A 25,601-nucleotide genomic window follows, 5' to 3' on the forward strand; every position below is an offset into this window, starting at 1 on the left:
CCGTTGAAAGCATCGTGTCGCGGCGCATTGCGCTGCCGCTCGGCGCAGGTGGACTGGTCAGGCCAGGGAGGTCATGCGCGCTCCCTTGCTTGGCAATTTTCTACGCCCGGATGCCGCGCGATAGCTCACCCAACGAGGCCGTCTTCGTCTTGTTGGGTGCGGTGATCTTGGCCACCTTGCAGGACTGCCTTCGGTGACAATTCCTTTTGTCGCAGTTGTCGATGATGACGAACCGCTATGCTCATCCCTGGTCGACCTGATGCGCTCCGTCGGCTATCGCGCCGAGGCCTTTACCTCGGCGGAGACATTGCTGACGTCCGCGGGCAGATTCACTTTGGACTGCATCATCGCCGACGTTCACATGCCCGGGATGGGAGGCCTCGATCTGATCCGGGAACTCCAGCAGCAGGGCATCGCCACCCCGGTCATCCTCATTACGGCTCTTCCCGACAAGTATCTGGACGACGAAGCGGTCTCGAGAGGTGCTCTGTGCCTGCTCAGAAAACCATTTGAAACGAGTTCATTGCTCGATTGTATCGAGAGGAGCCTGGTCAGATGAAAACGCCCGCGAACGACGGCACCGTCGCTCCGATATCGGCTTCGCCGGCGTCCGTTGGTGATGCCGGTCCCTCGCGCGCGGGGCGCGGCGCCCGTCCGCGGCACAACGCCCGATGGGAGAACTGGAACAAGTGCTCACGGCGATGGGGAGGTCTCATGGCCGCGGCGCAGGCCGGCGACAGTCGGGCCTACGAGCAGTTGCTTCGAGAACTGGATGTGTGGTTGCGCCGCTACTATGCCCGCCGATTGCCCCATCCGGCTGCCGACGATGCCAGACAGGACGCACTTCTGGCCATCCACGCCAAACGCTACAGCTACATACCATCGAAGTCGTTCGGCGCATGGGTCATGGCGATCGCGCATTACAAATGGATCGACCGGATCCGTGACGCATCTCGATATACCGCGCTGTCGCTCGACGAGGAGATTGCGGTCGAGGATCACGAGGGCGCCGCGGTCAGTGCCGCCGCGCTGGATCATCTGCTCGGCCGCTTGAAGCCGGCGCAGGAATGCGTGATCCGCCTCGTGAAACTGAAGGGGCTCAGCATCGCGCGCGCATCGGGAGCGACCGGGCAGTCCGCATCCCTGGTCAAGATCAATATCCATCGCGGCCTCAAGAAACTTGCAACCTTCGTGTCCTGATGCCGACGCGGCGAGCCTGCTGAGCTGCATCGGGAATGCCGCCAATGCGTCGCGTCAGCGTGGAGCGCGCGGCGCTAATTCATCAAGATCACCTCAACGGTCACAATCCCGAAATAGCCGGCCCCCGCAGGATGCCCGACAATGCGCGTACCTTCCGCGCGGCTCCGTATCGAACGGAGGTCGGGACGATCGAGTTCGTGCGGATCCGACAAGAGCGGGTTGATGAATGAGGCCGACAGCTTCCGACCCATCTCGGGCTGCGCGCGGGAAGCCCGGGTGTGATCTGGGGCGCGAGCGCAACGCCGCAACGCAATTGCTGGTGCGGGAGCTTCGGCATCGCATCCACAATCTGCTCGGCGTGGTTCAGTGTCTCGTGACCAACACCGAGGCGGCGACGGCCGATGATTATCGCACGGCGGTCCACGCCAGGATCGAGGCGTTGTCGGACGCTCATGATCTGATCGAGCGCGCGCACCAATCCCGTGTCACGCTGGCGAAGCTGCTTCAGCTGACGCTCAGGCCGCACGCGGCACGCCCGGGCGATCGTCTCGTCCTGGCGGGACCGGACATCACGCTCGAGCCGCATGTTGCGCTGCCGCTTCATCTGATCTTCCACGAACTGGTGACGAACGCCGGCAAGCACGGCGCCCTGAGCTCGAGGTCGGGATCGGTCGAGGTGCTTTGGGACATCGTGCCGGGACCCTGCGGCCGGGCCCTCGCCATCCAGTGGCGCGAGCGCGGCGGACTGCAGGTGAGAAAGCCGGCGAACGAGGGCTTTGGCATGCGCCTGATCGCGAAGGCGCTGCCCCGCGCACAAGTCGATCTGGATTTTGCCCCAACCGGCCTGGTCTGCCGTCTGCTCCTCGAACTCGATTCCGGGTCGGTTCGGGGAGAGTGGGTCGGCTAGGAGCAATCAGGAGTCATCACCATGAACACGCTCATCGACGTCACGCTGAACCCGATCGTCGGCATCCTGCGCCGGTCGGGGCTGCTCGCGAACGATCTTGATTACCATATCGTCCGCGCCTCGATGGTGATCATGTTCTTCTTCTTCGGCTATCAGAAGTGGTGGGCGTATGAGGCGGACCGTCTGGTGCCGTTCATCAGCAATGGCCCGCTGATCTGGTGGCTTTATCCCGTCTTCGGGCACCAGGGCGCCAGCTGGTTTCTTGGCGTCGCCGAATGGACCTGGGGTGCGCTTCTGTTCGCCGGCTTTTGGGACAAGCGTCTCGGCGTTCTCGGTGCTATCGGTTCGAGCGCGACGTTTATCGCGACGGTCAGCATCATTCCCTTCATGCCGGATGGCTGGGATGCGTCGGCCGGAGGGTTTCCGGCGATGACCGGCAACGTGCCGTTCCTGATGAAGGATGTCGTCCTGCTGGCCGTGTCGCTGTATCTCCTGAAGCAGGACGTGGCCCGCGTCACGAGCCCGGTCGTTGCGAAGGCGCTGTCGTGAGATCGTATCCCGCGCCGGCTGAAGCACACCGGCCCGGGCGATCGGCTTAACTTGTAGAGACGGCTTCGAGCGGTTACACCTTGGGCAACGCCCTAGGTGATTCCGATGACTGACCCGCGTCCCGCGCCGATCCTGGTCGCGGATTCTCCCGGTCTCGACTTCCTGAATTCGCTCGCGACGCCCGTGGACACCGAGATCGACTGGATCGGATCGGGCGAGGATCTGATTGCCTGGCTATTGCAGGCCGGCCTGGTGACGCCTGAGGCGATTGCCGACATGCGCAAGGCGGCGGCGCCGGGCGAATTTGACGCGGTCGCGGCGCAGGCTCGCAAGCTGCGCGAGTGGTTCCGCGGATTTGTGAAGGCGCATAAAGGCAAGCCGCTGAAGCCGAAGGTGCTTCAGGAGCTGCAGCCGTTGAACCGGATACTGATAAGGGACGAGGGGTTCGGCCAGGTCGTCTCCCGCGAGCCTGGTCGCAGGAAGCCGGGAGGCGCGGGTGAAGACGACGCGCCGGTTTCCGGGCTGGCATGGCGTCCGCAGCGGCGGTGGCGATCGCCGGATGCGCTGCTGTTTCCGATTGCGAAAGCGATGGCCGAGCTGGTGTGCGACGAGGATTTTCGGCAGGTCAAGGCCTGCGAGGGACATCGCTGCACGCTGATGTTCGTGGACCGGACGCGCGGACGCGCGCGCCGCTGGTGTTCGATGGCCGTGTGCGGAAATCGGGCCAAGCAGGCGGCGCATCGCGAGCGCGTCTCGCGCGCCCGCAAATAACCCCGCTCACACCGATCGTTTCCGGCATCATCGGCTTCCGGAGCTTCGCCGCATCACGCGCTTGGCGCGGTTGCCGCAGACCGCCATCGAGCACCAGCGGCGAACGCGTCCTCTGGTTCTGTCCAGAAACAGCAGCCCGCACTCCGGACCTTCGCAGCTCCGCACATTGCTGAAATCTTCCTCGCACACCAGTTCAGCCATCGCGTCGGCGACCGGCAGCAGCAGCATGTCGGGGGATCGCCAAATGCGCGCCGTGGACCATTTGAGGCCTGATCCGGCGATGCCGCCGTTCGGTCCGTCTGACACGTCAATATGGGTGACCTGGACATCCCGTTCCAGGATTCGATTGAGCGGCCCCAGTCGTTCGATCGCCTGAGGCGGCAATGGTGCGCCCTTGAAATCCTCGACGAAGGTTCGAAACCACTTACCCAGGGCCTTGGCATCAGCGGCCACGGTCTCGAGCGCGTCACGCTCCGCCGTCTTCCGCACGCTCTCGACGACCTCCGCCGGCACGAGCGCCGTGTCCTCCAACCATTGCAGGAAGGTTTCGCCATCGGAGATCGTCCTCGACGCGGCGCCGGGCAACTCGCCGAGCGCGTTCAGAAAGTCGAGACCGATGGCGTTGGCAGCGAAGGTCGTCATGCGCGTGCGATAATGCGGGGCCCGCGATTGCACGCCGATGCAGCAACGGCCTGTGGTTCGCCCGGCCGGCCCGCCTCCCCGCGAGACGCTGCAATGTGTCCGCCGTTGCGCCGGCGGTGGCTGATCCGGGTCATTGGCCTCGTCTCCCTTCCGATTGTCCAACGCGATGCTGCGAGAGGGACGTTGCGCCAAGAAAAGCGAATTCGCCGCGTCGCTCTCGTCGCGCATCTGGATATTCGCAGGTGCGATCGAAGCGGTTACATCGCGGAGGATGATTTCGATCACGACTTCGGCAGTTGCCAGCAACCAACCGCGCTGGCATGAGCGCCCTTGCCATCTCATGCAGGTGGAACGGACGGCTGCGCGACGGCCGGGTGGCCGACATCCGCTTGGCCGTGAGTTGCCCGTGTCGGTTCGCTCCAGCCCGTGGAACGGCAGCGGCGCGGTTCCTTCGGCAGTCGGAACGCCTAACTTGTCAAATTCAACACGAACGGTTACATGCGTCACACTGACGCTGGTAATCTGATCGGGGTTGGCCATCTTCGCGGGGGCTTCCGCTGAGGGGCAGAAAGAGCTTAGTTCGCCCCGCAAGGAGGGCGTCAATGGGTGCAAGAAACCAAGACGCAAGGCGCGACATTCGCATTCGTTCTCCCGGCATGCCCATCGATTCAGACGCGAAGAAGCAACCAAGAATGCCGTCTTCGGGCTTTGTGCATATCGTCGACGACGATGTGGCGGTGCTTGAGTCGCTCGGAGACCTGCTCCGCTCGCTGGACTATCAAGTCGCGCTGTACAAATCGGCCGCGGATTTTCTCAAGGCCGAACTCCCCGATACTCCGGCATGTCTGGTGCTGGACGTCAGGTTGCCGGGCACCAGCGGCCTCGAGCTGCAGGAGTATCTTGCAAGCATCAACGTCGGGCTGCCCGTCATTCTGATGACCGGCTTCGGTGACATCCCGATGAGTGTGCGAGGGATGAAACTGGGCGCGGTGGATTTTCTGACCAAGCCGATCAGGAATCAGGATTTGCTCGATGCGATCGCGGTTGCGATCCGGCTTGACCTCGATCGGCGCGAGGATATCGCGCAGATCGCAGTGTTGCGGGAGAAGTATGCGCGTTTGACCACGCGTGAACGCCAGGTCATGGCGCTGGTGGCCTCAGGGCTCATGAACAAGCAGGTTGCCACCGAGCTCTCGATCAGCGAGGTCACCGTCAAGATGCATCGCGGCAGCGTGATGCGGAAGTTGGGCGCGAGCTCGGTGGCGACGCTGGCTCGAATGGCCGAAGCTCTCGACATCGAGCGGTAGCGGCCGCCGCCGTCGCTTGCGATTACCGGAAACTTGCCCGTCCTCAAGCCGCCCATACCAAGGTATGGGATCGTGCATCCCAACCGAGAGATTGTCGACATCCACGGCCGACAGCATGGTGTCGCCGCGTACTGTGCTGCCATACGGCCTCGCATGGACCCTTGCTTCCGAGGAGGAATGATCGCGATGGCGACATGCATGTCGAGTTCGAGGGAGCGCAGAATGATGCGCCAGGATGGCATCGATGGCGTTTCTGTCGACATCGTACAGGGCAGGGAGAGAGTTGACGCGGACCCGCTGAAATCAGTCGGCGGCACCGTCCATCATCAAACCGTCAAGATCACCCCCGCTGAAGCCGCCAAGCGCTTGGGCACGGGCTGGCATTGGTGGCATTCGGAAAGCATCCACATTCCAATCGGCAGCAAGATCGAGTTCTACTTCCAGGGACTCTGGCATCTGCTCGCATTGTACGACGAGGGCATGCGCAAGAACGGCGAGACGACGGTCGATGGCCTGCGGTCGCGGCTTCGAAGTTTTGTGCACAAACTCACCTTCGTGCCCGCGGGATGCGCATACCGTGAGTGCCATGAAGCCGGAGCGTCAACGCGGTTGACGTTTCTCTATCTGAATCCCGCGGCCTTCCGTGCCTCGGACGGCGAAACCGCCCTGCTGCCACGACTGTACTTCGAAGACAGCCTGGTCTGGGAAACGGCATCGAAGCTGAAGCATACGATCGAGAGCGGCCAGGCCAAACATGCGCCGTATCTGGAGGCGCTCTCCGGCGTACTGGCCCATGAGCTCTCTCGCGTCGACCAGGAGTTGGTTCGCGAGCCGGCGGTGATCCGCGGCGGTCTTGCCAGCTGGCAAAAGCGCGCCGTGGTCGGCTACATCGAGGAGCATCTTGGCGAACAGATCTGCCTGCTGACGCTCGCCGAGCTTTCTCGGCTGAGCCTTCATCACTTCTGTCGCGCGTTCAAGCAATCGTTCGGCATCCCGGCGCATCAATACCAGGTCCAGCGTCGCATGGAGGTTGCCAAGTTGCTGCTGGCGGATCGGACGACGTCGATCACGGATATCGCGCTCAGCCTCGGCTACGCCCAGACCAGTTCCTTCAGCAGCGCGTTCCGAAAGACCACCGGCTGGACGCCGACGGTTTTTCGCAGGGAATTCGAATAGGCCGAGGATCCGATCGCCGGCGAAGCGCGATTGCGGATGTCTGCCTGACCTTTCCGCGGACGAATAACTTCTTTGTGCGCCTGTAACCGATCCACCGCCATCCGCGAAAGCATCTGATGACCGGGCTGGAGGCGTTTCGCGCATTCACAATGGATTCGGGAGATGGTTCGATGCGTGCAATCGTGCTTGAAAAGTTCGGTGGTCTCGACAGTCTTGTCATCAAGGACATCCCGGAGCCCGAGCCGAAGGCGGGGCACGTTGTCATCCAGATCAAGGCCTTCGGCATCAATCACGCCGAGATGCATATGCGTCGGGGCGAGTGGGCCGAAGCGGCGCCCGTCAGCGGCATCGAGTGCGTGGGCCTCGTGAAGTCCTGTCCCGGCGGCGAGTTTCCGGTCGGCGCCAAGGTCGCCGCCCTGATGGGAGGCCTCGGCCGCACCATCAATGGCAGCTATGCCGAATATACCCGCGCGCCGGTTTCCAACGTCGCATCGATCGAATCGGATCTGCCCTGGGCCGATCTCGCCGCGATTCCCGAAACCTATGCGACAGCCTGGACCTGTCTGTTCCGCAACCTCGCCATCGAGCGGGGGCAGCTGCTCGTGATCCGCGGCGCGACGTCCTCGTTCGGCCAGGCGGCGCTCAAGATGGCGGTCAATGCCGGGGCTCGGGTGGTCGCAACGACCCGCAACCGCGAACGCTTTGCCATGCTCGAAAAGCTGGGCGCCGAGCGCTGTGAAATCGAGCGACGTGATTTATCGGGACATATCCCGGAGGCGAAAAAGATCGATGCCGTGCTCGATTTGGTGGGCAACACGGTGATGCTCGATTCGCTTGCCATGCTTCGCCGCGGCGGCCGCTCGTGTCTGGCCGGCTGGCTTGGCGGTCTCGATCCGATCGCCGACTTCAATCCGCTGCTGCAGATGGCCAGCGGTGTCTATCTGACGTTCTTCGGCAGTTTTGTGTTCGGAACGCCGGGCTTTCCGCTCTCGGATGTGCCGCTGCAGCAAATCGCCGCCGATGCGGCCGCGGGTCGGCTCGACGTCAGGCCCATCAGAACCTTCCGTTTCGAGGAGATCCGCGAAGCCCATCGCGTGATGGAGGCCAACGAGGCCAGCGGCAAGTTGGTCGTGGTGCATGCCTGAGGCGACGCTCGAAACGAGAACAGGTACGTCTTCAATGTCGGTGCGGACCGCCCGCTGGCAGGCCGCGCTCGACTTTCGTCGTTCCGCAGGGCGGTAATACTAAAGTCGTTTGGCTTTCGTGCAAGGTGTGACGGGGCAGGCAGATATCGGGCCACGACATATGAAGAGTCGACGCCCGGCAAGTCTTCCCGCAAAACCACGGACAACCTTGGATAGTGCGCGCGGACCTTGACTCAATTCCTAGAATAATCGATGTTTCAATCTATTATTGGGGTTTGGGGGGATTGTTGCGGCTTTTTTCATTCTGCCATTGCTGTTTTCCGAGCGTCTTACGTGCATAGTAAAGATCTGAGATTTTAAGATCCGGACCAGGAATTATTCCTGAAGACCCGCCATTTTGCTGCGCATACAAGCAATCGTCGAAACCAACATTGGCTGAAGCCCGGCGCGTCCTTCCCCGCACTCGGGGGAATTCACCATGACGAATTTTGTGTTTGTTGACGGCGACGACGACGCGTTCACGATCGACAGCGCGCATCAGCGGCATGTGAATCCCGGCGGCCTCACGTTCAGTACGGTGACCGCGGTGTCAGCCTTCACGGCCGCGCAATATGCCGGCGTCTCGTTCTGGGCGATCGATTCCAGCAACCTGTCCGCCTTCCAGTCCGGCGCCGCATTCAGCGGAGTCCGGCTCGGCGCCGACAACTTCACCGGATTTATCTCCGTCAACCTGGCCCCGGGCACCTGGTATCTCGGCATCACCACCAACAGCAGCTTCACCGGCGGAAGCATTCCGACCTACAGCGAAATGTCGACGCTCTCGCTTCCGGGAGAGTCGTTCGTCGGCAACGTCCCGATGCGGGCCGACGGCAATGCCGGCGCGTGGGACGCGCAGGGATTCACCATCACCGGCAACGTTCAGCAGTTCTGGGAGGCTGAGGCGAGCGCCGGCGTCTACGTGATCATGAATGACGAGCTGTTCGGGCAATTCCAGGCGGCCTATCCCAATGGTTACACCGGCGGGAGCTACGCCTATCTGACCGCGCTGGGAAACGGCAACGGCGGCAACACCAGCGACATCGATGCGGAAACATTCCTGCCGGCCGGCCACTACTACATGGTCTGGATCAACAATTCGACTGGCTGGGCGGGCGGCGCCGCCAACCTCACCGGCTTCAGCGCCAGCGCAGGCAATTCGATCGGCACCACCGGTAGCGGTGGTTCAGGCGGCGGTGGCGGTGGTGGAGGCAACACCGGCGTCAATCTCACGACCACGCTGCTGGACGTCAACACCAACGCGGGTATCGGCCTGCCCTCGACCACGACGGTGGCCGGCGGCGACGTCATCTTCCATTATCACGTCAACAATTCCGGCAGCACCTCGGCCTCGGCCGGGGCGGTCGGCTACTATATTTCGTCCGATCCGACGATCACGACGAGCGATCGCCAGATCACGTATGGCAATCTGTTCGATGCGGTGCCGGCGAACGGCAGTTCGCAGGACTACTTCGTGGACATAAAGCTGCCCGCGGATATCGCGCCGGGCACCTGGTATGTCGGCGTCATCGCCAATTCCACCCAGCAGACCGTCGAGACCAACTACGCGGACAATCCCTCCGCAGGTTTGCCGATCACGATCACGGGCTCGTCGACCCCGTCGACTCCGACGCTCTCGATCGTTCCGGTGTCGGCGAACAAGGCCGAAGGAAGCTCCGGCGGCTCGACGCCCTTCACCTTCGAGATCGATCGCAGCGGCAGCACGACGTCGACCTCATCGGTCAACTGGGTGATCAGCCTGAACAACCAGCCGGCCGCCAACGGAGCCGACTTCGTCGGGCCGCTGTCCGGCTCGGTGTCGTTTGCCGCCGGCGAGACCAGCAAGCTGATCACCGTCAACGTCGCCGCCGACACGGTGGTCGAGTCGAATGAAATCTTCCAGGTGGATCTCTACGGCGCCGCCGGCGCCACCATCAACCCGTCGAACGCAAGCGCGCAAGGCATCATCCAGAACGACGACAGCCAGGCGACGCTGTCGATCGTGCCGATTTCAGCCAGCAAGGCCGAGGGCAGTTCCGGAGGTTCGACGCCATTCACATTCGAAGTCGACCGAAGCGGCAGCGCGGCGGCGGCCGCATCGGTCAACTGGGTGATCAGCCTGAACAACGCACCGGCCGCCAATGGCGCGGATTTCGTCGGGCCGCTCTCGGGCTCGCTGTCGTTCGCCGCCGGCGAAACCAGCAAGTTGATCACTGTCAACGTTGCGGCCGACACCGTGCCCGAGTCCGACGAACTCTTCCAGGTCGACCTCTACGGTGCCTCCGGCGCCGCCGTCAATCCGGCGGCCGCTAGTGCTATCGGGATGATCTTCAACGACGACGCGCAGCCGACATTGTCGATCGTTCCGGTCTCGGCGAACAAGGCCGAGGGCAGCTCCGGGGGCTCGACGCCCTTCACGTTCGAGGTTGATCGCAGCGGCAGCTCGTCGATCGCCTCGTTTGTCAACTGGGTGATCAGCCTGAACAACCAGCCGGCTGCGAACGGTGCGGACTTCGTCGGACCGCTGTCGGGAATGCTGTCGTTCGCCGCGGGCGAGACCGCCAAGCTGATCACCGTCAACATCGCGGCCGACACGGTGGTCGAATCGAACGAAGTCTTCCAGGTCGACCTCTACGGCGCCGCCGCCGCCACCATCAATCCGGGGGCTGCCAGCGCGATCGGTATCATCCAGAACGACGACATCCCGCCTCCGGTGCTGTCGATCGTTCCGGTCTCGGCGAACAAGGCCGAGGGCAGCTCCGGCGGCTCGACGCCCTTCACGTTCGAAGTCGACCGGGTCGGCAGCACGGCCGCGGCCTCGTCGGTCAATTGGGTGATCAGCCTGAACAACCCGCCGGCCGCCAACGGTGCCGACTTCGCCGGCCCGCTGTCCGGCTCGCTGAGCTTCGCCGCCGGCGAAACCAGCAAGCTCGTCACCGTCAACATCGCCGCCGACACGGTGGTCGAGTCGAACGAAATCTTCCAGGTCGATCTTTACGGCGCCTCCGGCGCCAGCATCAATGCGAGCGCCGGCAGCGCGGTCGGCATCATCCAGAATGACGACATCCCGCCTCCGGTGCTGTCAATCGTTCCGGTGTCAGCTAGCAAGGCCGAAGGAAGCGCCGGCGGCTCGACGCCCTTCACGTTCGAGGTCGACCGGGTCGGCAGCACGGCGGCGGCCTCGTCGGTCAACTGGGTGATCAGCCTGAACAACGCGCCGGCCGCCAACGGTGCCGACTTTGTCGGGCCGCTCTCTGGTGCACTGACCTTCGCCGCCGGCGAAACCAGCAAGCTGATCACCATCAACGTCGCGGCCGACAAGGTGCTCGAGCCGACCGAAATCTTCCAGGTCGACCTCTATGGCGCGGCCAATGCGACCATTGCGCCATCCGCCGCCAGCGCGATCGGCGCCATCCAGAACGATGATACGGCGCCGATCGTGTCGATCGCGCCGCTGTCCGCCGACAAGGCCGAGGGCGATTCCGGCCTCACGCCGTTCACGTTCAACGTCAGCCGGGGCGGGGATACTTCCGGTTCGACCAGCGTGAACTGGGTGATGAGCCTCAACAACACCCCCGCCGCCAATGGCACCGATTTTTCCGGTGGCTTGAGCGGCGCGTTGACGTTTGCGGCGGGCGAAACCACCAAGACGGTCACGATCAATGTCGTCGGCGACACCACGTTCGAAAACAATGAAGCGTTCCAGATCGATCTCTACGGCGTCAGCAACGGCACGATCGACTCGCACGCGGCGAGCGCGCTCGGCCATATTCTGAACGACGATGCGCTGGCCGGTCTGTTCACCGCGGGCAACGATACGGTGACCCTTCCGGGCCCGGGCGGCGTCTATAACGCGCTCGACGGCGACGACACGGTGTTCGGTACCACCTTGTCGGATTACATCGTCGGCGGCGCGGGCAACGATCGCCTGTTCGGCGGCACCGGCAGTCCGAACACGCTGCAGGGCGGAACCGGCAACGACACCTACTTTGTCGAAGCCTCCGGTGACTCCATCGTCGAATTCGCCAGCGAAGGCACCGATACCGTCCAGACGCCGCTCACGACATTCGTGCTGCCGGTCAATGTCGAGAACCTGACCCACACCGGATCTAGCGACTTCGTCGGCGTCGGCAACGGCTCCGACAACATCCTGATCGCGGGCGGCGGCAGCAACTATCTGGTCGGCCTCGGCGGCAACGATACGCTGATCGGCGGCGGCTCTGCCCCCAATACACTGCAGGGCGGTGCGGGTGACGATATCTACGCCGTTCAGTCCAATCAGGACACCGTCTACGAAGTCGCCAACGAGGGGACCGATACCGTTCAGACGTTCCTCGCCAACTACGTGCTTCCGGCGAACGTCGAGAACCTGACGTTCATCGGACCCATTGCCCACGACGGCACTGGAAACGTGTCGAACAACGTCTTCACCGGAACCGCGGCGAGCGATACGTTCACCGGCGCCGGCGGCAGCGATACGTTCAACTATCGCCAGGCCGGAGGTGGCTTCGACACCATCACCGACTTCAACGCCAACAATGCCGATGCCAGCGGTCATGATCACATCGACCTGACCGGACGCGGCCTGAATTTCGCCCAGCTCGCGGTGACAACGGTCGCCGGCGGCGTTGTCGTCGGCATCCCCGGCGGTGACGCGATCTTCCTCAAGAACGTGGTGGCTTCGCAGATCGATACCGGCGATTTCTTCTTCTAGGACGCGACGAAGTTAGGTTGAGTTGGAGCGGCGTCGGACGTTCACCTCTCCCCGATGGGGAGAGGTGGACCGAATCCAGGCCAAATCGCTTCGACTCAACGTCATCCCGCTCTACGAGGGGGTCACCGCCAGCCCAGCGCTGGCGCGACGTGGGTCAGGATCGCTTCGATCGCGTGGACATTGTAGGCGACGCCGAGCTGGTTCGGCACGGTGAGCAACAGCGTGTCGGCCTCGGCGATGGCTTCGTCGTTGCGGAGCTGCTCGATCAGCACATCAGGCTCGGCGGCGTAGCTGCGGCCGAAGATGGCGCGGGTGCGCGGGTCGATGAAGCCGATCTGGTCTTCCTCCTCGCGGCCGCCGCCGAAATAGGCGCGGTCGCGATCGTCGATCAGCGCGAAGATGCTGCGGCTCACCGAGATCCGCGGGGTGCGGGTGTGGCCGGCCTCCTTCCAGGCGGCGCGGTAGGCGCGAATTTGCGCGGCCTGCTGGACGTGGAAGGCTTCGCCGGTCTCGTCGCTCTTCAGCGTCGAGCTCTGCAGGTTCATGCCGAGCTTGGCGGCCCACACCGCGGTGGCGTTCGAGCCGGCGCCCCACCAGATCCGCTCGCGCAGGCCTTCGGCATGCGGTTCGACGCGCAGCAGCCCGGGCGGATTGGGAAACATCGGCTGCGGATTAGGTTGCGCAAAACCCTCGCCGCGCAGCAGGTCGAGGAAGATCTCGGCGTGACGCCGCCCCATGTCGGCATCGCTCTCGCCTTCGGCGGGCTGATAGCCGAAATAGCGCCAGCCATCGATCACCTGCTCGGGCGAGCCGCGGCTGATGCCGAGCTGCAGCCGTCCGCCGGCGATCAGGTCGGCGGCGCCGGCGTCCTCGATCATGTAGAGCGGGTTTTCGTAGCGCATGTCGATCACGGCGGTGCCGATCTCGATCCGGCTGGTTTTGGCGCCGACCGCCGCCAGCAGCGGAAACGGCGAGGCAAGCTGGCGCGCGAAATGATGGACCCGAAAGTAGGCGCCGTCGGCGCCGAGCTGTTCGGCGGCGACGGCGAGGTCGATCGACTGCAGCAGCGTATCCGCGGCCGAGCGGGTCTGCGATTGCGGGGAGGGCGTCCAGTGCCCGAACGAGAGAAAGCCGATTTTCTTCATGTGGACTAATCTAGCGATGTCCGGATGGTTTTGCGATCGGCCCAGGCGATCGCATGGCTGTGATGTGCCGGAGCCGCCGTGAACGACCTTCTCAACCATTTCTCAAGCATCTCGCGCGGCAATATGACGATTCCTGGTCCGTCCTATCGCGAGGTGGGCGAGAGGCGCCTATGTTTGTTCGACAGGACATAACCAAGTGCGCATCCCCGTGAGGCAAATGAGCCTGTTGCGAAGACTGCGCTACGCCAACAAATACGGCGGCAACCCGAGTCAGGCCGTTCGCCTGCTCTGGGTTTTCGCGACCTTGACGATACCAATGGGCGCGGTTGGTTACGTGTGGATATTCGATCTCAGGCATGGAAGCGCGCAGGACGTGATCCGCGTGCTCTGGATCCTTGCCGGCTCGTTGGTTGCCAGCATTGCCTCCGCTATTGCGGCCCCGCTTCAGTCCTTCGAGGAGGCGCGGTGCATCAGGATCGCACGCGCGAGCCTCTGCTTTGCCTTCGTCCACACGGTTGCGCTCGTGCTCCTCTTCCAGCGTCACTCCGCATTGACGGAGGTCTGCCAGATCGGATCGGAGTGCGGCGACTATCCCGTAGCGATGCTGGCGTGGACAGGCATGTTCTATTGCTACGCCGTCTTTTCCTACACGATCGACCTGATTTATTCCGGATAGGCCGGGTCGCGGGCGCCAGCCGCGGAACGAATGCCGCGGCACCGACTTGTGGGCACATGCAGGCACCAAAACCCTCCCTCGCCCGGATCGCAGCCGTCATTGCGTTTGCGATCGCAGTTTTTGCGATCGCTTACTACGGCTATCTGGCCTGGCTGCTCGTGTCGCCGGACTGACGCCATCGGAGCCTTCCCCGTCGGCAGCTCGTATGGAATGATGCCTTGCGGCTCCGGCACGTCGTGCTGACGCGCAGGCGTGACGGCCGGGCCGCATATTGTTGCGCGCTTGATTTCCCCGGTCGCACCGAAGTGAGGCACGAGATGATGCTGAAGACGCATTGCACCCGAACGCTGGCCATCAGCCTGCTGGCGGCAGCCCTCCTGACCGCGGGATCGGCGCTGGCCGAGGCCGCCACCATCGTGGCGCTCGGCGCCAGCAATACCTACGGCAAGGGCGTGGCCCGCAACGAGGCTTATCCCGCTCAGCTACAGGCCATCCTCAAGGCACGCGGCAAGCCCGCCCGCGTCGTCAATGCCGGCATCAATGGCGACACCACCGAGGGCATGCTGCAGCGGCTCGATCGCGCCGTGCCCAACGGCACCAGCCTCGTCATCCTGCAGCCGGGCGGCAACGACCGGCGCAAGGGCAGCCCGGACCGCAGCGGCGAGATCCAGAGCCGCCTCGCGTCGCGCGGCATCCCTGTCGTCGTGATGGGCAATGAGATGCTGAGCGGCCTGCCGCATCAGCCGGACGGGATGCATCTGACGCCGGAGGGCTATCACATGCTCGCGGAAGCCATCGCCGCGCGCGTCCAGGCCGCAATGGGCCGCTGAGAAAATGATCGCGCGCCGGCCATTCCTGCAGCTCGCGCTCGGTGCAGCAACGCTGCCGCTTGCCGCGTTCGGCGCACGCGCGGAATCCTTTCCATCGCGCCCCGTGACCATCATCGTGCCGTTCGCGGCCGGCGGCCCGACCGACGTGCTGGCGCGGATCATCGCCGAATACATGCGCGGCACGCTCGGCCATCCCGTCGTGATCGAGAACATCACGGGCGCCTCCGGCACGGTCGCCGGGCTGCGCGCATCGCGCGCGGCGCCGGACGGCTACACGATCACGATCGGCCATTGGGGCACGCATTGCCTCAACGGCGCGATCTATCAGCTGCAGTATGACGTGCGCGAATTCGAACCGCTGGCGCTGATCGCGAGCGGGCCGCAGCTCGTGATCGGCCGGCCCGAGCTGCCCGCGAAGGATTTGAAAGGGCTGATCGGCTGGCTCAAGGCCAATGGCGACAAGGCCACCGCGGGCACCGCAGGGCCGGGAACCGGCGCCCATGTCGCCGGCGTGTTCTTTCAGCAGCTGACGCAGACCAATTTTTCGTTCGTGCCGTATCGCGGCGCCGGCCCCGCGCTCAATGACCTGATGGCCTCCCATATCGACATCATGTTCGATCAAGCCTCCAACTCGCTGCCGCAGGTCAAAAGCGGGACGGTGAAGGCCTATGCGGTGACGGCGCCGTCGCGGCTTGCGACCGCGCCCGAGATTCCGACCGTCGATGAAGCCGGATTGCCCGGGCTCTACATCGCCTATTGGCACGGCATCTGGGCGCCGAAGGGCACGCCTGGCGAGATCGTGGCTGTGCTGTCGAAGGCGGTGATGGCCGCGCTCGACGAGCCCGCCGTCGGCAAGCGATTCGCCGAGCTCGGGCAGGGGATCCCGCCGCCGGACAAGCAGGGCCCCGCGTCGCTGCGCAGCCACCAGGCCGCCGAGGTTGAGAAATGGTGGCCGATCGTCAAATCGGCCAACATCAAGCCGGAATAGACGTAATCGTCTGATTTGGAAGCGATTTTTCGCAAAGTCCCCCTGCTTGGCTCCCTCCCTTGAAAGGTCAATTGACGTGCTTATATGTTCATATGAACATATATTGGATGCGATGACTGATACGAACAATGCGGCAGCCGCGCCGGCCTCCCGTCCCAGGGGACGCCGCAGCAAGGACATGCCGGACGGCCGCCAGGCACTGCTGATCGCCGCGACCGAAGCCTTTGCCAATCTCGGTTTCGATGGCGCCGATCTGCGCAGCGTCGCGGCGGCGGCGGGGGTCGCGCCGAACCTTGTGCGGGTTCATTTCGGCAACAAGGCCGCGCTGTGGGAGGCCTGTCTCGATCGCATCGTGACGCTCGCCGTACCGGCGATGGCCGAGGTGCATGCGATCGCTCACGACGCCAGCCGCTCGCTCGGCGACCGGCTCCGCGCGCTGATCATCCGCGTCGCGACATTCTATGCGGCGTATCCGGAAGTGCGGAATTTCGTTGTTCGGCGCGGCGCCGAGAGTCCGGAGCGCGCCACCCTGGTGACCGAGAGGCTGCTGCGTCCGGCCTATGAGACGGCACGCGCGCTTTTTCAGGCCGGCATCGAGGCCGGCATCATCCGCAGCCAGCATCCGGCGCTGTTCTTCGCGTTGCTCAATGCGGCCCTCGACCAGCCGCCGGCATTTCCAATGTTATTGACGCGGATCGCGCCCGAGATCGATGCCGAAACGGCCTGGGCGCAACTGCTCGACACCACCATCGCATCGCTTCTGCACCTTCCGCCGGCGCAAGCCGGCGGCGAATCCGCAGCCGGTGACGGCCGCACACCCGCGCCGTGACAGCCGTCCCGGCCACCCCTTCAACCTGCCAGTTAGAGAGTGATCCATGAAACTTCGTCTTGCCCCCGTGCTTCTCGCCGCAACGATTGCGCCCGCTTTGGCCCAGTCCGGACCGAACGAATCGATGCAGCGGCAGGCCTGCATGGGCGACGCGGTGCGGCTGTGCGGCGCCTACATCCCGGACCGCAACCGGATCAGGGATTGCATGGCGGCCCAGGTCGATCAGCTCAGCCCATCATGCCGCGCGGTGTTCGACGCGTCGGTGCAGGCCGAGCGCTCGCCGTCGCCGCGGCGTTGATCGAGCCGGTTTCGATTCCGACAGGCTTGCACCGCGCCCTTTGCGCGATGGACACAGTGAGGACCCCGTCAGCCCAAATCCGTGAAATCCCCGACGCGCGTTAACCATCGGTTAACCATGCGGGTCGATTGTTAACCATTCGACAAGACAAGTGAGTCAGGGGCGATGGACGCAACTCAACAGGCCGTACGTCAGCAGGTCCGCATGCGCGGCCGTTCCTATGTTGCGTTCGTATTCTCGCCCGTGGTGCCGATCGTCTCGTGGCTTGAGGAGATCGACGCGACGCTGGCGAAGTCGCCCGGCTTCTTTGCCGGCAAGCCGGTGGTGCTCGACCTGTCGGCCGTCGACTTAAGCCAGAGCGCGATCGCGCATCTGGTCGGCAGCCTCGGCGAGCGCAATATCCGGATTCTCGGCATCGAAGGCGTCGACGAATCCAGGCTCGGCGCCAACATGCCGCCGCTTCTGACCGGCGGCCGCGCCTGCGCCATCACCACGGTCGAGCCGCGGCCCAAGCCGGCAAAGCCCAAGGAGAAGTCGCCGTCGCTGCTGCTCGAGACCCCGGTGCGCTCCGGCCAGTCGATCGTGTTCGCCGAGGGCGACGTCACCGTGCTCGGCTCGGTCGGCTCCGGCGCCGAGATCGTCGCGGGCGGCTCGATCCATGTCTACGGCACGCTGCGCGGACGGGCGATGGCCGGCATCAACGGCAATTCGTCGGCGCGGATCTTCTGCCAGAGGATCGAGGCCGAGCTGCTTGCCATCGATGGTTACTACCAGACTGCAGAGGAAATCTCGGACAGCTTGCGCAACCGGCCCGCCCAGGCGTGGCTCGAGGGCGAAATGCTGCGCATCACAGCTTTGAACTGATCGACCACAAGGAGACAGAGATGGCCAAGGTTTTGGTCGTGACCTCAGGAAAAGGCGGGGTCGGCAAGACGACCTCCACCGCCGCACTTGGTGCTGCGCTCGCGCAGATGGGACAGAACGTCGTCGTGATCGATTTCGACGTCGGCTTGCGCAACCTCGACCTCGTGATGGGCGCGGAGCGACGGGTCGTGTTCGATCTGATCAACGTCGTGCAGGGGGTGGCAAAGCTGCCGCAGGCGCTGATCCGCGACAAGCGGCTGGAGAATCTCTGGCTGCTGCCGGCCTCGCAGACCCGCGACAAGGACGCGCTGACCGAAGAGGGCATCCGCAGGGTGATTGCGGACCTCCGGACAAAATTCGACTGGATCCTGTGCGACAGCCCGGCCGGCATCGAGCGCGGCGCGACGCTGGCGATGCGCTACGCCGATGAGGCCATCATCGTCACCAATCCCGAAGTGTCGTCGGTGCGCGACTCCGACCGCATCATCGGCATGCTGGATTCCAAGACGGTACGTGCCGAGCGCGGCGAGCGGGTCGAGAAGCATCTGCTGGTCACCCGCTACGATGCCGCGCGCGCGGCGCGCGGCGAGATGCTGTCGATCGACGACATCCTGGAAATTCTCGCTACTCCCTTGCTCGGCATCGTCCCGGAAAGCCAGGACGTGCTGCGCGCCTCCAACGTCGGCTGTCCGGTCACGCTGAACAATGCCGGCAGCGCGCCGTCGCGGGCCTATATCGACGCGGTGCGCCGCCTGATGGGCGAGGCGGTCGAGATGACCGTACCGGTCGAACGCAAGGGGCTGATGGACCGGCTGCTGCGAAGGAGGGCGGCATGATCAACGTGATGCGGCTGTTCGGCGGCCGCGCTGCATCGGCGCCCGTCGCACGGGAGCGATTGCAGATCCTGCTCGCGCATGAGCGCGGCCAGGGCGGCGGCGGATCCGACCTTCTCGAGCTGCTTCGCGGCGAAATCCTCGCCGTGGTGTCCAAGCATGTCGAGATCGATCCCGACAAGATCGTGGTCCGGATGGATCGGGGCAAGTTCGTCTCGATGCTCGAGGTCGATGTCGAGGTGCCCAACGGCGTGCAACGATCGAAGATGGTGGCGGCCACATGACAGCGGATAGCAACAGTCACATTGCCTGGCAGCGCGCGCAGCTCAAGAAGCTTCGCGCGGCACTGAAGGCGGTCGAGGCCGAGCAGCTCGGCAAGGCCAATTGCGGCCGGCAGACCCAGATGACGATCGACGAACTGCAGCGCAAGATCGGCGAGTCCGGCCGCTGCATCGCCGAGTATGAGCGCCGTACCCGCCGTCCGCTCGGCACCGATCGCGGCAGCCTCGCCAGCGTCAGCTGGGAGCACTGGAACGCCAACCTTCCGATGGCCAAGCCGCAGCGGCAGCGGGCGTAGGAGCCGGGCTCCAAAAGGCTCGTCATTGCGAGCGCAGCGAAGCAATCCATTCTCACCGCACGTGAGGAGAGATGGATTGCTTCGCTTCGCTCGCAATGACGTGGAGAGAGCGGTGCCCTACAGCAAAAACGCCAGCGCCGTCTCGCAACTGTCCTCGACCTTGAGCGTCAGCAGCTCGTCGGCGCGGGTGCGGCCGAGATTGACGGCGGCGATCGGCAGGCCGCGCTCCGCGGCCATCCGCACGAAGCGGAATCCCGAATAGACCATCAGCGAGGAGCCGACCACCAGCATGGCGTCGGCCTGCGCGAGATGGTCCTGCGCCGAGGCGACGACGTCGCGCGGCACGTTCTCGCCGAAGAACACCACGTCGGGCTTCAGCACGCTGCCGCAGGCCTCGCAGGCGGGCACCACGAACGCTGAAAAATCCTGCTCGAGATCGGCGTCGCCGTCGGGGGCATCGGCGGCATCGAGCGCAAGCCAGGCCGGATTGTGCCGCGCCAGCTCGGCTTGAAATTGTTCGCGCGGCATGGTCGCGCCGCAGCCGAGGCAGCGCACCACGTCGAGGCGGCCGTGCAGGTCGATCACCTTCTGGCTGCCGGCGGCCTGGTGCAGCCGGTCGACATTCTGGGTCACGAGCTGCTCGCAGCGGCCCTGCGCCTCGAGTTTGGCCAGTGCGCAATGCGCGCCGTTCGGCGCGGCGCGGCCGAACCGCCGCCAGCCGACCATGCTGCGCGCCCAGTAGCGCTGTCGCGTGCCGGCCTCGCCCAGAAACGCCTGAATGGTGACCGGCCGCGTCCGCTTCCAGTTGCCGTCGCTGTCGCGATAGTCGGGAATCCCGGAATTGGTGCTGCAGCCGGCCCCGGTCAGGACAAACAGGCGCTGGTGGCCGGCGATGAAATCCTCGAGGGCGGGATGTTGCATGGCAGCACATCTAGTGCCGAGGGCGCGGGTGCGCCAGATGCGCGCAGGCCTGCACAGGACCTTTCACGCCGCCCCTGCGTTGACGGCATGCCAAGCCGAAGAGGTGATCCATGCGGCCAGCGCTGATCGTTGCAATCTGCGGGATGATTGGCCTGCTGCTGTCGCCAGGCCGCGCACAGGATGCGGGCGCCTCGGGCGAGCAGGCGTTCAACAATTCCTGCCGCACCTGCCACACCGTCAAGGACGGCGACAACCGCGTCGGCCCGCATCTGCACGGCATCATCGGCCGCAAGGCCGGATCGGTCGAAAAGTTTCCCTATTCGGGACCGATGAAATCCGCCGATATCGTCTGGGACGAGAGCACGCTCACGCGCTTCATCGAGGACCCCGACGCCGTGGTGTCGGGCAACGGCATGAAGCCCTACACCGGCGTGCGCTCGGCGGAGGATCGCGCCAAGATCGTCGCCTTCCTGAAATCGCCCGGCAAGTAGCGGCCGTTCAAAACTCCAGTGCCGCGTTGTCGACCACTTCCTTCATCACGAAGAAGGTGCGGGTCTGCCGCACGCCGGGCAGCGCGATCAATTGGTCGCCATGGATGCGCTTGAAATCGTCGACGTCGCCGGCGCGGATCTTCAGGAAATAGTCGAAGTCGCCAGCGACGAGATGGCAGTCGAGCACGCATTTCAATTTCGCCACCGCCTGCTCGAAGCTGGCAAAGCTCTCCGGCGTCGAGCGGTCGAGCACGACGCCGACCATCACCAGCGTGCCCTTGCCGACCTTGCGCGGCGCCACCATGGCGCGGACGCCGGCCACAAAACCCTCGTCGAACAGCGCTTGGGTCCGGCGGTGGCAGGTGGCGGGGCTGACGCCGACCTGTTCGGCCAGCTCGGCATTGCTGAGCCGGCCGTTCTTCTGCAGCAATCTCAGCATCTTGAGGTCGACGCGGTCGAGCCGGGCGGGCATGGAAGAATCTTTCATTAGGTCAGGATTTGATGAGAGAAAAGATAATCAGACGCGAAAATTGCGCAATACTGAAGAAACGCGGGCCGCGACTTAGAGAGCACCTTTCGCACGCGTGGTGATAGGTGTTGCCGCCGTTCCGAGACCCCAATGAGGATCCCAGCATGCTGGAAAAATTCGCGCGCTATCCGCTCACCTTCGGGCCGACCCATATCGAAAAGCTCGATCGGCTCTCAAAGCATCTCGGCGGCAAGGTCGAGCTCTACGCCAAGCGCGAGGACTGCAATTCGGGGCTGGCCTATGGCGGCAACAAGCTGCGCAAGCTCGAATACATCATTCCCGATGCGATCGCCTCCAACGCCGACACGCTGGTCTCGATCGGCGGCGTGCAGTCGAACCACACCCGCATGGTGGCGGCGGTCGCGGCCAAGATCGGCATGAAATGCCGCCTGGTGCAGGAAAGCTGGGTGCCGCACGAGGATGCGGTGTACGACCGCGTCGGCAACATCCTGCTGTCGCGGGTGATGGGCGCCGATGTGCGGCTGGTCGACGAGGGTTTCGACATCGGCATCCGCAAGAGCTGGGAGCAGGCGATCGAGGAGGTGAAGGCCGCGGGCGGCAAGCCCTATGCGATCCCGGCCGGCGCCTCCGTGCACAAGTTCGGCGGGCTCGGCTATGTCGGCTTCGCCGAGGAGGTGCGCGCGCAGGAGCGGCAGCTCGGCGTCAAGTTCGACTACATCGTGGTCTGCACGGTGACCGGCTCGACCCATGCCGGCATGCTGGTCGGCTTCGCCGCCGACGGCCGCGCCCGTAACGTGATCGGCATCGACGGCTCGTTCACGCCTGATCAGACCAAGGCGCAGGTGCTGTCGATCGCGCAGAACACCGCACAGCTGGTCGAGCTCGGCCGCGACATCGTCGCCGATGATGTCGTGCTGATCGAGGACTACGCCTATCCCGCCTATGGCGTGCCGTCCGAGGAAACCAAAGCGGCGATCCGGCTCTGCGCCCGGTTAGAGGGCATGATCACCGATCCGGTCTATGAGGGAAAATCGATGCAGGGCATGATCGATCTGGTGCAGAAGGGATTTTTCCCGGCCGGATCGAAGGTGCTCTACGCCCATCTCGGCGGCGCCCCGGCGCTCAACGGCTACGCCTATGCATTCCGGAACGGCTGAGATCGACGCGTCGCCCTTTCCGCATTGTCGTCCTGGCGCGACGATGGGGATATCGAAGCCCGGATGAAGCGAAGCGTAATCCGGGGGCCGCAGTCACCGCGGATGGACCGGCCCCGGATTGCGCTGCGCTGCATCCGGGCTACGGTTGCTCGATCCGGGCGACAGCCACATGCCGCAGTTGACATGTTAGGAACAAAATAGGAACGTGCCTCTGTAACCAGAGGGTGTGGCGATTGCCTCATCTGCGGCGGTATTGCGCGGTCGCGGGACCATGGACCAGGCCACGCACCACTTGCAGGTGAACTTTGCTGCCGCCTATGATCGGTTCGGGCTGGGGGAGTGCGCGTGTCATGCGGGTTGTGATTTGGGCGATCGTTACGGCCGCGTGGCTGTTTGCGTCGATGGCTCCGTCGCATGCCCGTGGCCCCTATGGTTCGATCTCCGTCGGCAATTGGCAGGGCGGCGCCTTCACCAATGACACCAATGGTGCCTTCACCCATTGCTCGGCGGGCACCACTTACCAGAGCGGCATCTTCTTCATGGTGTCGATCGCCGAGAACGGCAGCTGGCGGCTGGGCTTTTCTCATGAGAGCTGGCGGCTGACGCCGGGCGAAGCCTTCCCGCTCACGCTGACCTTCGACGGCCAGCCGGCGTTCAACGTCTATGGCATGCCGCTCGGCGCGAAGCTGGTGAGCGTCGAGATGCCGGTGAACTCGGCGCTGGTCAATCAATTCCGCAAGGCGCGCCAGATGACGGCCTTCGCGCAGGGCCAGCTGTTTCAATTCAACCTGAATCAAACGGCGCAATTGCTGCCGGCGCTGCTCAATTGCGTCGTGTCGGTCAAGAAGAGCGGCATCGCCAATGCCGGCGAGTTCGCGGTGGCGGCAAAGCCTGCGGCGGCGCCGCCGCAGCAACAGCAGGCGGCACCAGGCCCGCCGGCGAAGCAGGCGAGGGGCGGCACCGGCACCGGCTTCGTCGTCAGCAGCAGCGGCCACATCGTCACCAATCATCACGTCATCGACGGCTGCAGCGAGATCACGGGCAATCTGAGCGGCGAGGCACCGGTCAAGCTGCGGCTGGTATCGAGTGATCAGACCAACGACCTTGCATTGCTGCAGGCGCCGAGCCCGTTCAAGGATGTCGCCAGGATCAAGCAAAACTCCATTCAGGTCGGCAACGGCGTGGTCGCGATCGGCTTCCCCTATCATGGCTTGCTGACATCCGATTTCACCGTGACCACGGGCATCGTCAGCTCGCTGAGCGGCATCCTCAACGACACCCGTCATCTGCAGATCACAGCCGCGGTGCAGCCGGGCAACAGCGGCGGACCGCTGTTCGATTTCGATGGCGTCGTGGTCGGCGTGGTGGCGGGAAAGCTCGATGCGGTCAGGATGGCGCGCGCGACCGGGTCGATACCGGAAAACATCAATTTCGCCATCAAGACCGGTGCGCTGCGCGATTTCCTCGACAACAGCGCGGTGGAGTACCGGTCCAACGAACGGAGTGAGCCGAAAAAGAAGGAGACATCCGAGATCGCCAAGGACGCACGCGGCTATACGCTGCTGATCACCTGCAAGGTCAATGAGCAGAGCGCGGGCGCCAAGAAGCCGGGGAATTGATCGCACCTCTCCCTCTCCCCGCCCTCTTGTCCGCCGAAGCCCGCCTTCGGGCGAAGGCGGGGGCGAGACAAGAATGCACTAGTCGCACGTTGCGTTGAGCCAGGCCAACACCATCGCCGTCATCCTGAGAGGGTGTGAAGCTTTGTCCTCACCCACCGCTGTCATCGCCCGGCCTGTGCGCAATTGCGCACATGGACCGGGCGATCCAGTACGCCGCGGCCTCTCGCTTATATCACCGGCGTCTCTGGAATACTGGATCACCCGGTCAAGCCGGGTGATGACACCGAGCAAGCTGAGCAAACCAACACCGTCACCCTGAGGTGGCCGCTTCTTCAGCGGCCCTCGAAGGGTCGACGGCCCGGCTGGTGGCCGATTCATCCTTCGAGGCTCGCAAGAGCTCGCACCTCAGGATGACGGGTCTGACGTCGGCTATCATGGCGAGGCCAATTCGCGGCGCCTTCGTTTACCCCAGCCGCCGCAACGTGTGCAGCGTGATCTCCGCCGGGCAGTTGAGCCGCACCGGCGCGAGGCTGGTGCCGGCGCCGGTCGAGGTGTAGCCGGCGAGTTTTTCAAAGCGCCAGGCGCCCTTGCCCATGCGGCGCGGCAGCCGCGCCTCCAGCTTGATCGCGATGCCGCCGGGCAGGCAGAGCTGGCCGCCATGGGTATGGCCGCTCAGCATCAAATCGAAGCCGGCCTCCGCCGCCTGGCGATACGACTCCGGCGTATGAGCCAGCAGGACCGAGAAGGCGTCGCGCGGGATTGCCGCTGCGGCCTTCGGAATGTCGTCGGTGCGGTAGAAATGCGCGTCGTCGATCCCGGCGAGATGGATCGCCGCGCCGTCGCGTTCGATCGTCAGCTGTTCGTTGAACAGCATGCGGATGCCCATCGCCTCCAGCGCCGGCGTCATGCGGATGCTGTCATGATTGCCCAAAATGCCGTAGCGCGGCCGCTTGATGCGCGCGCAGAGCTCGTTCATCGCAGCCAGGCTGGCGTCGAACGGGCCATAGGTCTTGCCGCGGTAGTCGCCGGTCAGGACGCAGATATCGCAATCGATCGTGCACACGATCTCCATCAGATGGCGCATCGCGCCCATGCTCATGTCGGCGTGGAGGTCGCTGAGCTGAAGGATGACAAAACCGTCGAACGCCGCCGGCAGACGCGCCGACGTCACCAGATTGCGCCGCACCTCTACCCGGTCGGCATTGCGCCGCGCACGGCCGTAGAGCCCGACGCATTTCAGTCCGGTCTCGACGATCCAGGGTGCGATATCCCAGTTCTCCACGTTGAAGAACAGCGTGCCCTGCCCGAACAGCTGTCCCCGGTGCCCGGTCTCGATCGCCAGCCGGCGCGCGACATGGTCGGCGCCGATCCGCTCGATCAATCCCTTTAGCGCCGTGTCGGTCATCGCCTCCGTCCGGACCGCGGACGTGGACGCG

The 25,601-nt window shown here is 64.3% G+C and carries 26 protein-coding genes; 21 read left to right on the forward strand and 5 right to left on the reverse strand.

What is annotated here, in order from left to right; genetic code table 11:
• The first annotated feature begins 193 nt into the window (after positions 1-193).
• The 5 genes from CI41S_RS22450 to CI41S_RS22470 all read left to right on the forward strand — a co-directional run bounded on the left by CI41S_RS22450 (position 194) and on the right by CI41S_RS22470 (position 3,427).
• On the forward strand, positions 194-559 hold the full coding sequence (locus tag CI41S_RS22450; RefSeq protein ID WP_139479828.1) for a response regulator transcription factor: 366 nt from the start codon (positions 194-196) through the stop codon (positions 557-559).
• Positions 560-714: 155 nt separating this feature from the next.
• The gene (locus CI41S_RS22455) at positions 715-1,200 is read left to right on the forward strand and encodes a sigma-70 family RNA polymerase sigma factor (RefSeq protein ID WP_139861622.1); all 486 of its coding nucleotides are present in this window, start codon (positions 715-717) and stop codon (positions 1,198-1,200) included.
• Between the two features lie 319 nt (positions 1,201-1,519).
• Entirely contained in the window at positions 1,520-2,107 is a 588-nt protein-coding gene (locus CI41S_RS22460) for a sensor histidine kinase (RefSeq protein WP_244626690.1), read from the forward strand.
• A 21-nt stretch (positions 2,108-2,128) separates the two neighbouring features.
• A complete protein-coding gene (locus CI41S_RS22465) occupies positions 2,129-2,656 on the forward strand; it encodes a YkgB family protein (RefSeq protein ID WP_139861624.1) in 528 nt (175 codons plus the stop codon).
• Between the two features lie 105 nt (positions 2,657-2,761).
• A complete protein-coding gene (locus tag CI41S_RS22470) occupies positions 2,762-3,427 on the forward strand; it encodes a CGNR zinc finger domain-containing protein (protein WP_139861625.1) in 666 nt (221 codons plus the stop codon).
• 27 nt (positions 3,428-3,454) lie between these two features.
• On the opposite strand, the gene CI41S_RS22475 is transcribed toward CI41S_RS22470, so the two are convergent.
• Positions 3,455-4,375: a CGNR zinc finger domain-containing protein gene (locus CI41S_RS22475; protein WP_244626634.1), complete on the reverse strand. Its 921-nt coding sequence runs from the start codon at positions 4,373-4,375 to the stop codon at positions 3,455-3,457.
• A 350-nt stretch (positions 4,376-4,725) separates the two neighbouring features.
• Here CI41S_RS22475 and CI41S_RS22480 point away from each other — a divergent pair, with 350 nt between their 5' ends.
• From CI41S_RS22480 to CI41S_RS22495, 4 genes are all read left to right on the forward strand, one after another.
• Positions 4,726-5,376 carry a response regulator transcription factor gene (locus CI41S_RS22480; RefSeq protein WP_210241716.1) on the forward strand — a complete coding sequence of 217 codons (651 nt, stop codon included), beginning with the start codon at positions 4,726-4,728 and terminating at the stop codon, positions 5,374-5,376.
• Positions 5,377-5,598: 222 nt separating this feature from the next.
• Positions 5,599-6,552 carry an AraC family transcriptional regulator gene (locus CI41S_RS22485; RefSeq protein WP_244626635.1) on the forward strand — a complete coding sequence of 318 codons (954 nt, stop codon included), beginning with the start codon at positions 5,599-5,601 and terminating at the stop codon, positions 6,550-6,552.
• Between the two features lie 170 nt (positions 6,553-6,722).
• Positions 6,723-7,697, forward strand: a complete 975-nt coding sequence (locus tag CI41S_RS22490) for a zinc-binding alcohol dehydrogenase family protein (protein ID WP_139861626.1) — start codon at positions 6,723-6,725, stop codon at positions 7,695-7,697.
• Between the two features lie 478 nt (positions 7,698-8,175).
• A complete protein-coding gene (locus CI41S_RS22495) occupies positions 8,176-12,447 on the forward strand; it encodes a beta strand repeat-containing protein (protein ID WP_139861627.1) in 4,272 nt (1,423 codons plus the stop codon).
• Positions 12,448-12,569: 122 nt separating this feature from the next.
• Here CI41S_RS22495 and CI41S_RS22500 read toward each other — a convergent pair whose 3' ends face one another.
• Positions 12,570-13,592, reverse strand: coding sequence for an LLM class flavin-dependent oxidoreductase (locus tag CI41S_RS22500; RefSeq protein WP_139479821.1), 1,023 nt, complete (start codon positions 13,590-13,592; stop codon positions 12,570-12,572).
• A gap of 217 nt (positions 13,593-13,809) precedes the next feature.
• Here CI41S_RS22500 and CI41S_RS22505 point away from each other — a divergent pair, with 217 nt between their 5' ends.
• From CI41S_RS22505 to CI41S_RS22545, 9 genes are all read left to right on the forward strand, one after another.
• Positions 13,810-14,268 (forward strand): hypothetical protein, encoded by a 459-nt coding sequence (locus CI41S_RS22505; RefSeq protein WP_139479820.1) that lies wholly within the window; start codon positions 13,810-13,812, stop codon positions 14,266-14,268.
• Between the two features lie 317 nt (positions 14,269-14,585).
• Positions 14,586-15,098 carry a GDSL-type esterase/lipase family protein gene (locus CI41S_RS22510; protein ID WP_244626636.1) on the forward strand — a complete coding sequence of 171 codons (513 nt, stop codon included), beginning with the start codon at positions 14,586-14,588 and terminating at the stop codon, positions 15,096-15,098.
• A 4-nt stretch (positions 15,099-15,102) separates the two neighbouring features.
• Positions 15,103-16,086, forward strand: coding sequence for a tripartite tricarboxylate transporter substrate-binding protein (locus CI41S_RS22515; RefSeq protein ID WP_139861628.1), 984 nt, complete (start codon positions 15,103-15,105; stop codon positions 16,084-16,086).
• Positions 16,087-16,198: 112 nt separating this feature from the next.
• Positions 16,199-16,915 (forward strand): TetR/AcrR family transcriptional regulator, encoded by a 717-nt coding sequence (locus tag CI41S_RS22520; protein ID WP_244626637.1) that lies wholly within the window; start codon positions 16,199-16,201, stop codon positions 16,913-16,915.
• A 46-nt stretch (positions 16,916-16,961) separates the two neighbouring features.
• Positions 16,962-17,213, forward strand: a complete 252-nt coding sequence (locus CI41S_RS22525; RefSeq protein ID WP_139479818.1) for a hypothetical protein — start codon at positions 16,962-16,964, stop codon at positions 17,211-17,213.
• 165 nt (positions 17,214-17,378) lie between these two features.
• Positions 17,379-18,077 (forward strand): septum site-determining protein MinC, encoded by a 699-nt coding sequence (gene minC, locus CI41S_RS22530; protein WP_139479817.1) that lies wholly within the window; start codon positions 17,379-17,381, stop codon positions 18,075-18,077.
• 20 nt (positions 18,078-18,097) lie between these two features.
• Positions 18,098-18,913, forward strand: a complete 816-nt coding sequence (minD, locus tag CI41S_RS22535) for a septum site-determining protein MinD (protein ID WP_139861629.1) — start codon at positions 18,098-18,100, stop codon at positions 18,911-18,913.
• Positions 18,913-19,194, forward strand: coding sequence for a cell division topological specificity factor MinE (minE, locus tag CI41S_RS22540; RefSeq protein WP_139480159.1), 282 nt, complete (start codon positions 18,913-18,915; stop codon positions 19,192-19,194). Before minD ends, minE begins: the two co-directional genes overlap by 1 nt.
• Positions 19,191-19,487 carry a hypothetical protein gene (locus tag CI41S_RS22545; protein WP_139479815.1) on the forward strand — a complete coding sequence of 99 codons (297 nt, stop codon included), beginning with the start codon at positions 19,191-19,193 and terminating at the stop codon, positions 19,485-19,487. Before minE ends, CI41S_RS22545 begins: the two co-directional genes overlap by 4 nt.
• Positions 19,488-19,604: 117 nt before the next feature.
• On the opposite strand, the gene CI41S_RS22550 is transcribed toward CI41S_RS22545, so the two are convergent.
• Positions 19,605-20,408, reverse strand: a complete 804-nt coding sequence (locus tag CI41S_RS22550; RefSeq protein WP_139861630.1) for an NAD-dependent protein deacetylase — start codon at positions 20,406-20,408, stop codon at positions 19,605-19,607.
• A gap of 110 nt (positions 20,409-20,518) precedes the next feature.
• On the opposite strand from CI41S_RS22550, the gene CI41S_RS22555 reads away from it, so the two are divergent.
• Complete coding sequence (locus tag CI41S_RS22555; RefSeq protein WP_172626605.1) at positions 20,519-20,899, forward strand: c-type cytochrome; 381 nt, start codon at positions 20,519-20,521, stop codon at positions 20,897-20,899.
• 7 nt (positions 20,900-20,906) lie between these two features.
• Here the strand turns inward: CI41S_RS22555 and CI41S_RS22560 are convergent, their stop codons facing one another.
• Positions 20,907-21,371: an Lrp/AsnC family transcriptional regulator gene (locus CI41S_RS22560; RefSeq protein ID WP_139479813.1), complete on the reverse strand. Its 465-nt coding sequence runs from the start codon at positions 21,369-21,371 to the stop codon at positions 20,907-20,909.
• 161 nt (positions 21,372-21,532) lie between these two features.
• On the opposite strand from CI41S_RS22560, the gene CI41S_RS22565 reads away from it, so the two are divergent.
• On the forward strand, positions 21,533-22,546 hold the full coding sequence (locus CI41S_RS22565; RefSeq protein WP_139861631.1) for a 1-aminocyclopropane-1-carboxylate deaminase: 1,014 nt from the start codon (positions 21,533-21,535) through the stop codon (positions 22,544-22,546).
• Between the two features lie 350 nt (positions 22,547-22,896).
• Complete coding sequence (locus CI41S_RS22570) at positions 22,897-24,165, forward strand: S1C family serine protease (protein ID WP_139861632.1); 1,269 nt, start codon at positions 22,897-22,899, stop codon at positions 24,163-24,165.
• A 463-nt stretch (positions 24,166-24,628) separates the two neighbouring features.
• On the opposite strand, the gene CI41S_RS22575 is transcribed toward CI41S_RS22570, so the two are convergent.
• Positions 24,629-25,570: a metallophosphoesterase gene (locus CI41S_RS22575; protein ID WP_139861633.1), complete on the reverse strand. Its 942-nt coding sequence runs from the start codon at positions 25,568-25,570 to the stop codon at positions 24,629-24,631.
• Between the last annotated feature and the right edge of the window lie 31 nt (positions 25,571-25,601).

It is taken from the genome of Bradyrhizobium ivorense, from assembly GCF_900696085.1.
In the GTDB taxonomy this organism is placed as follows: Bacteria; Pseudomonadota; Alphaproteobacteria; order Rhizobiales; family Xanthobacteraceae; genus Bradyrhizobium; species Bradyrhizobium ivorense.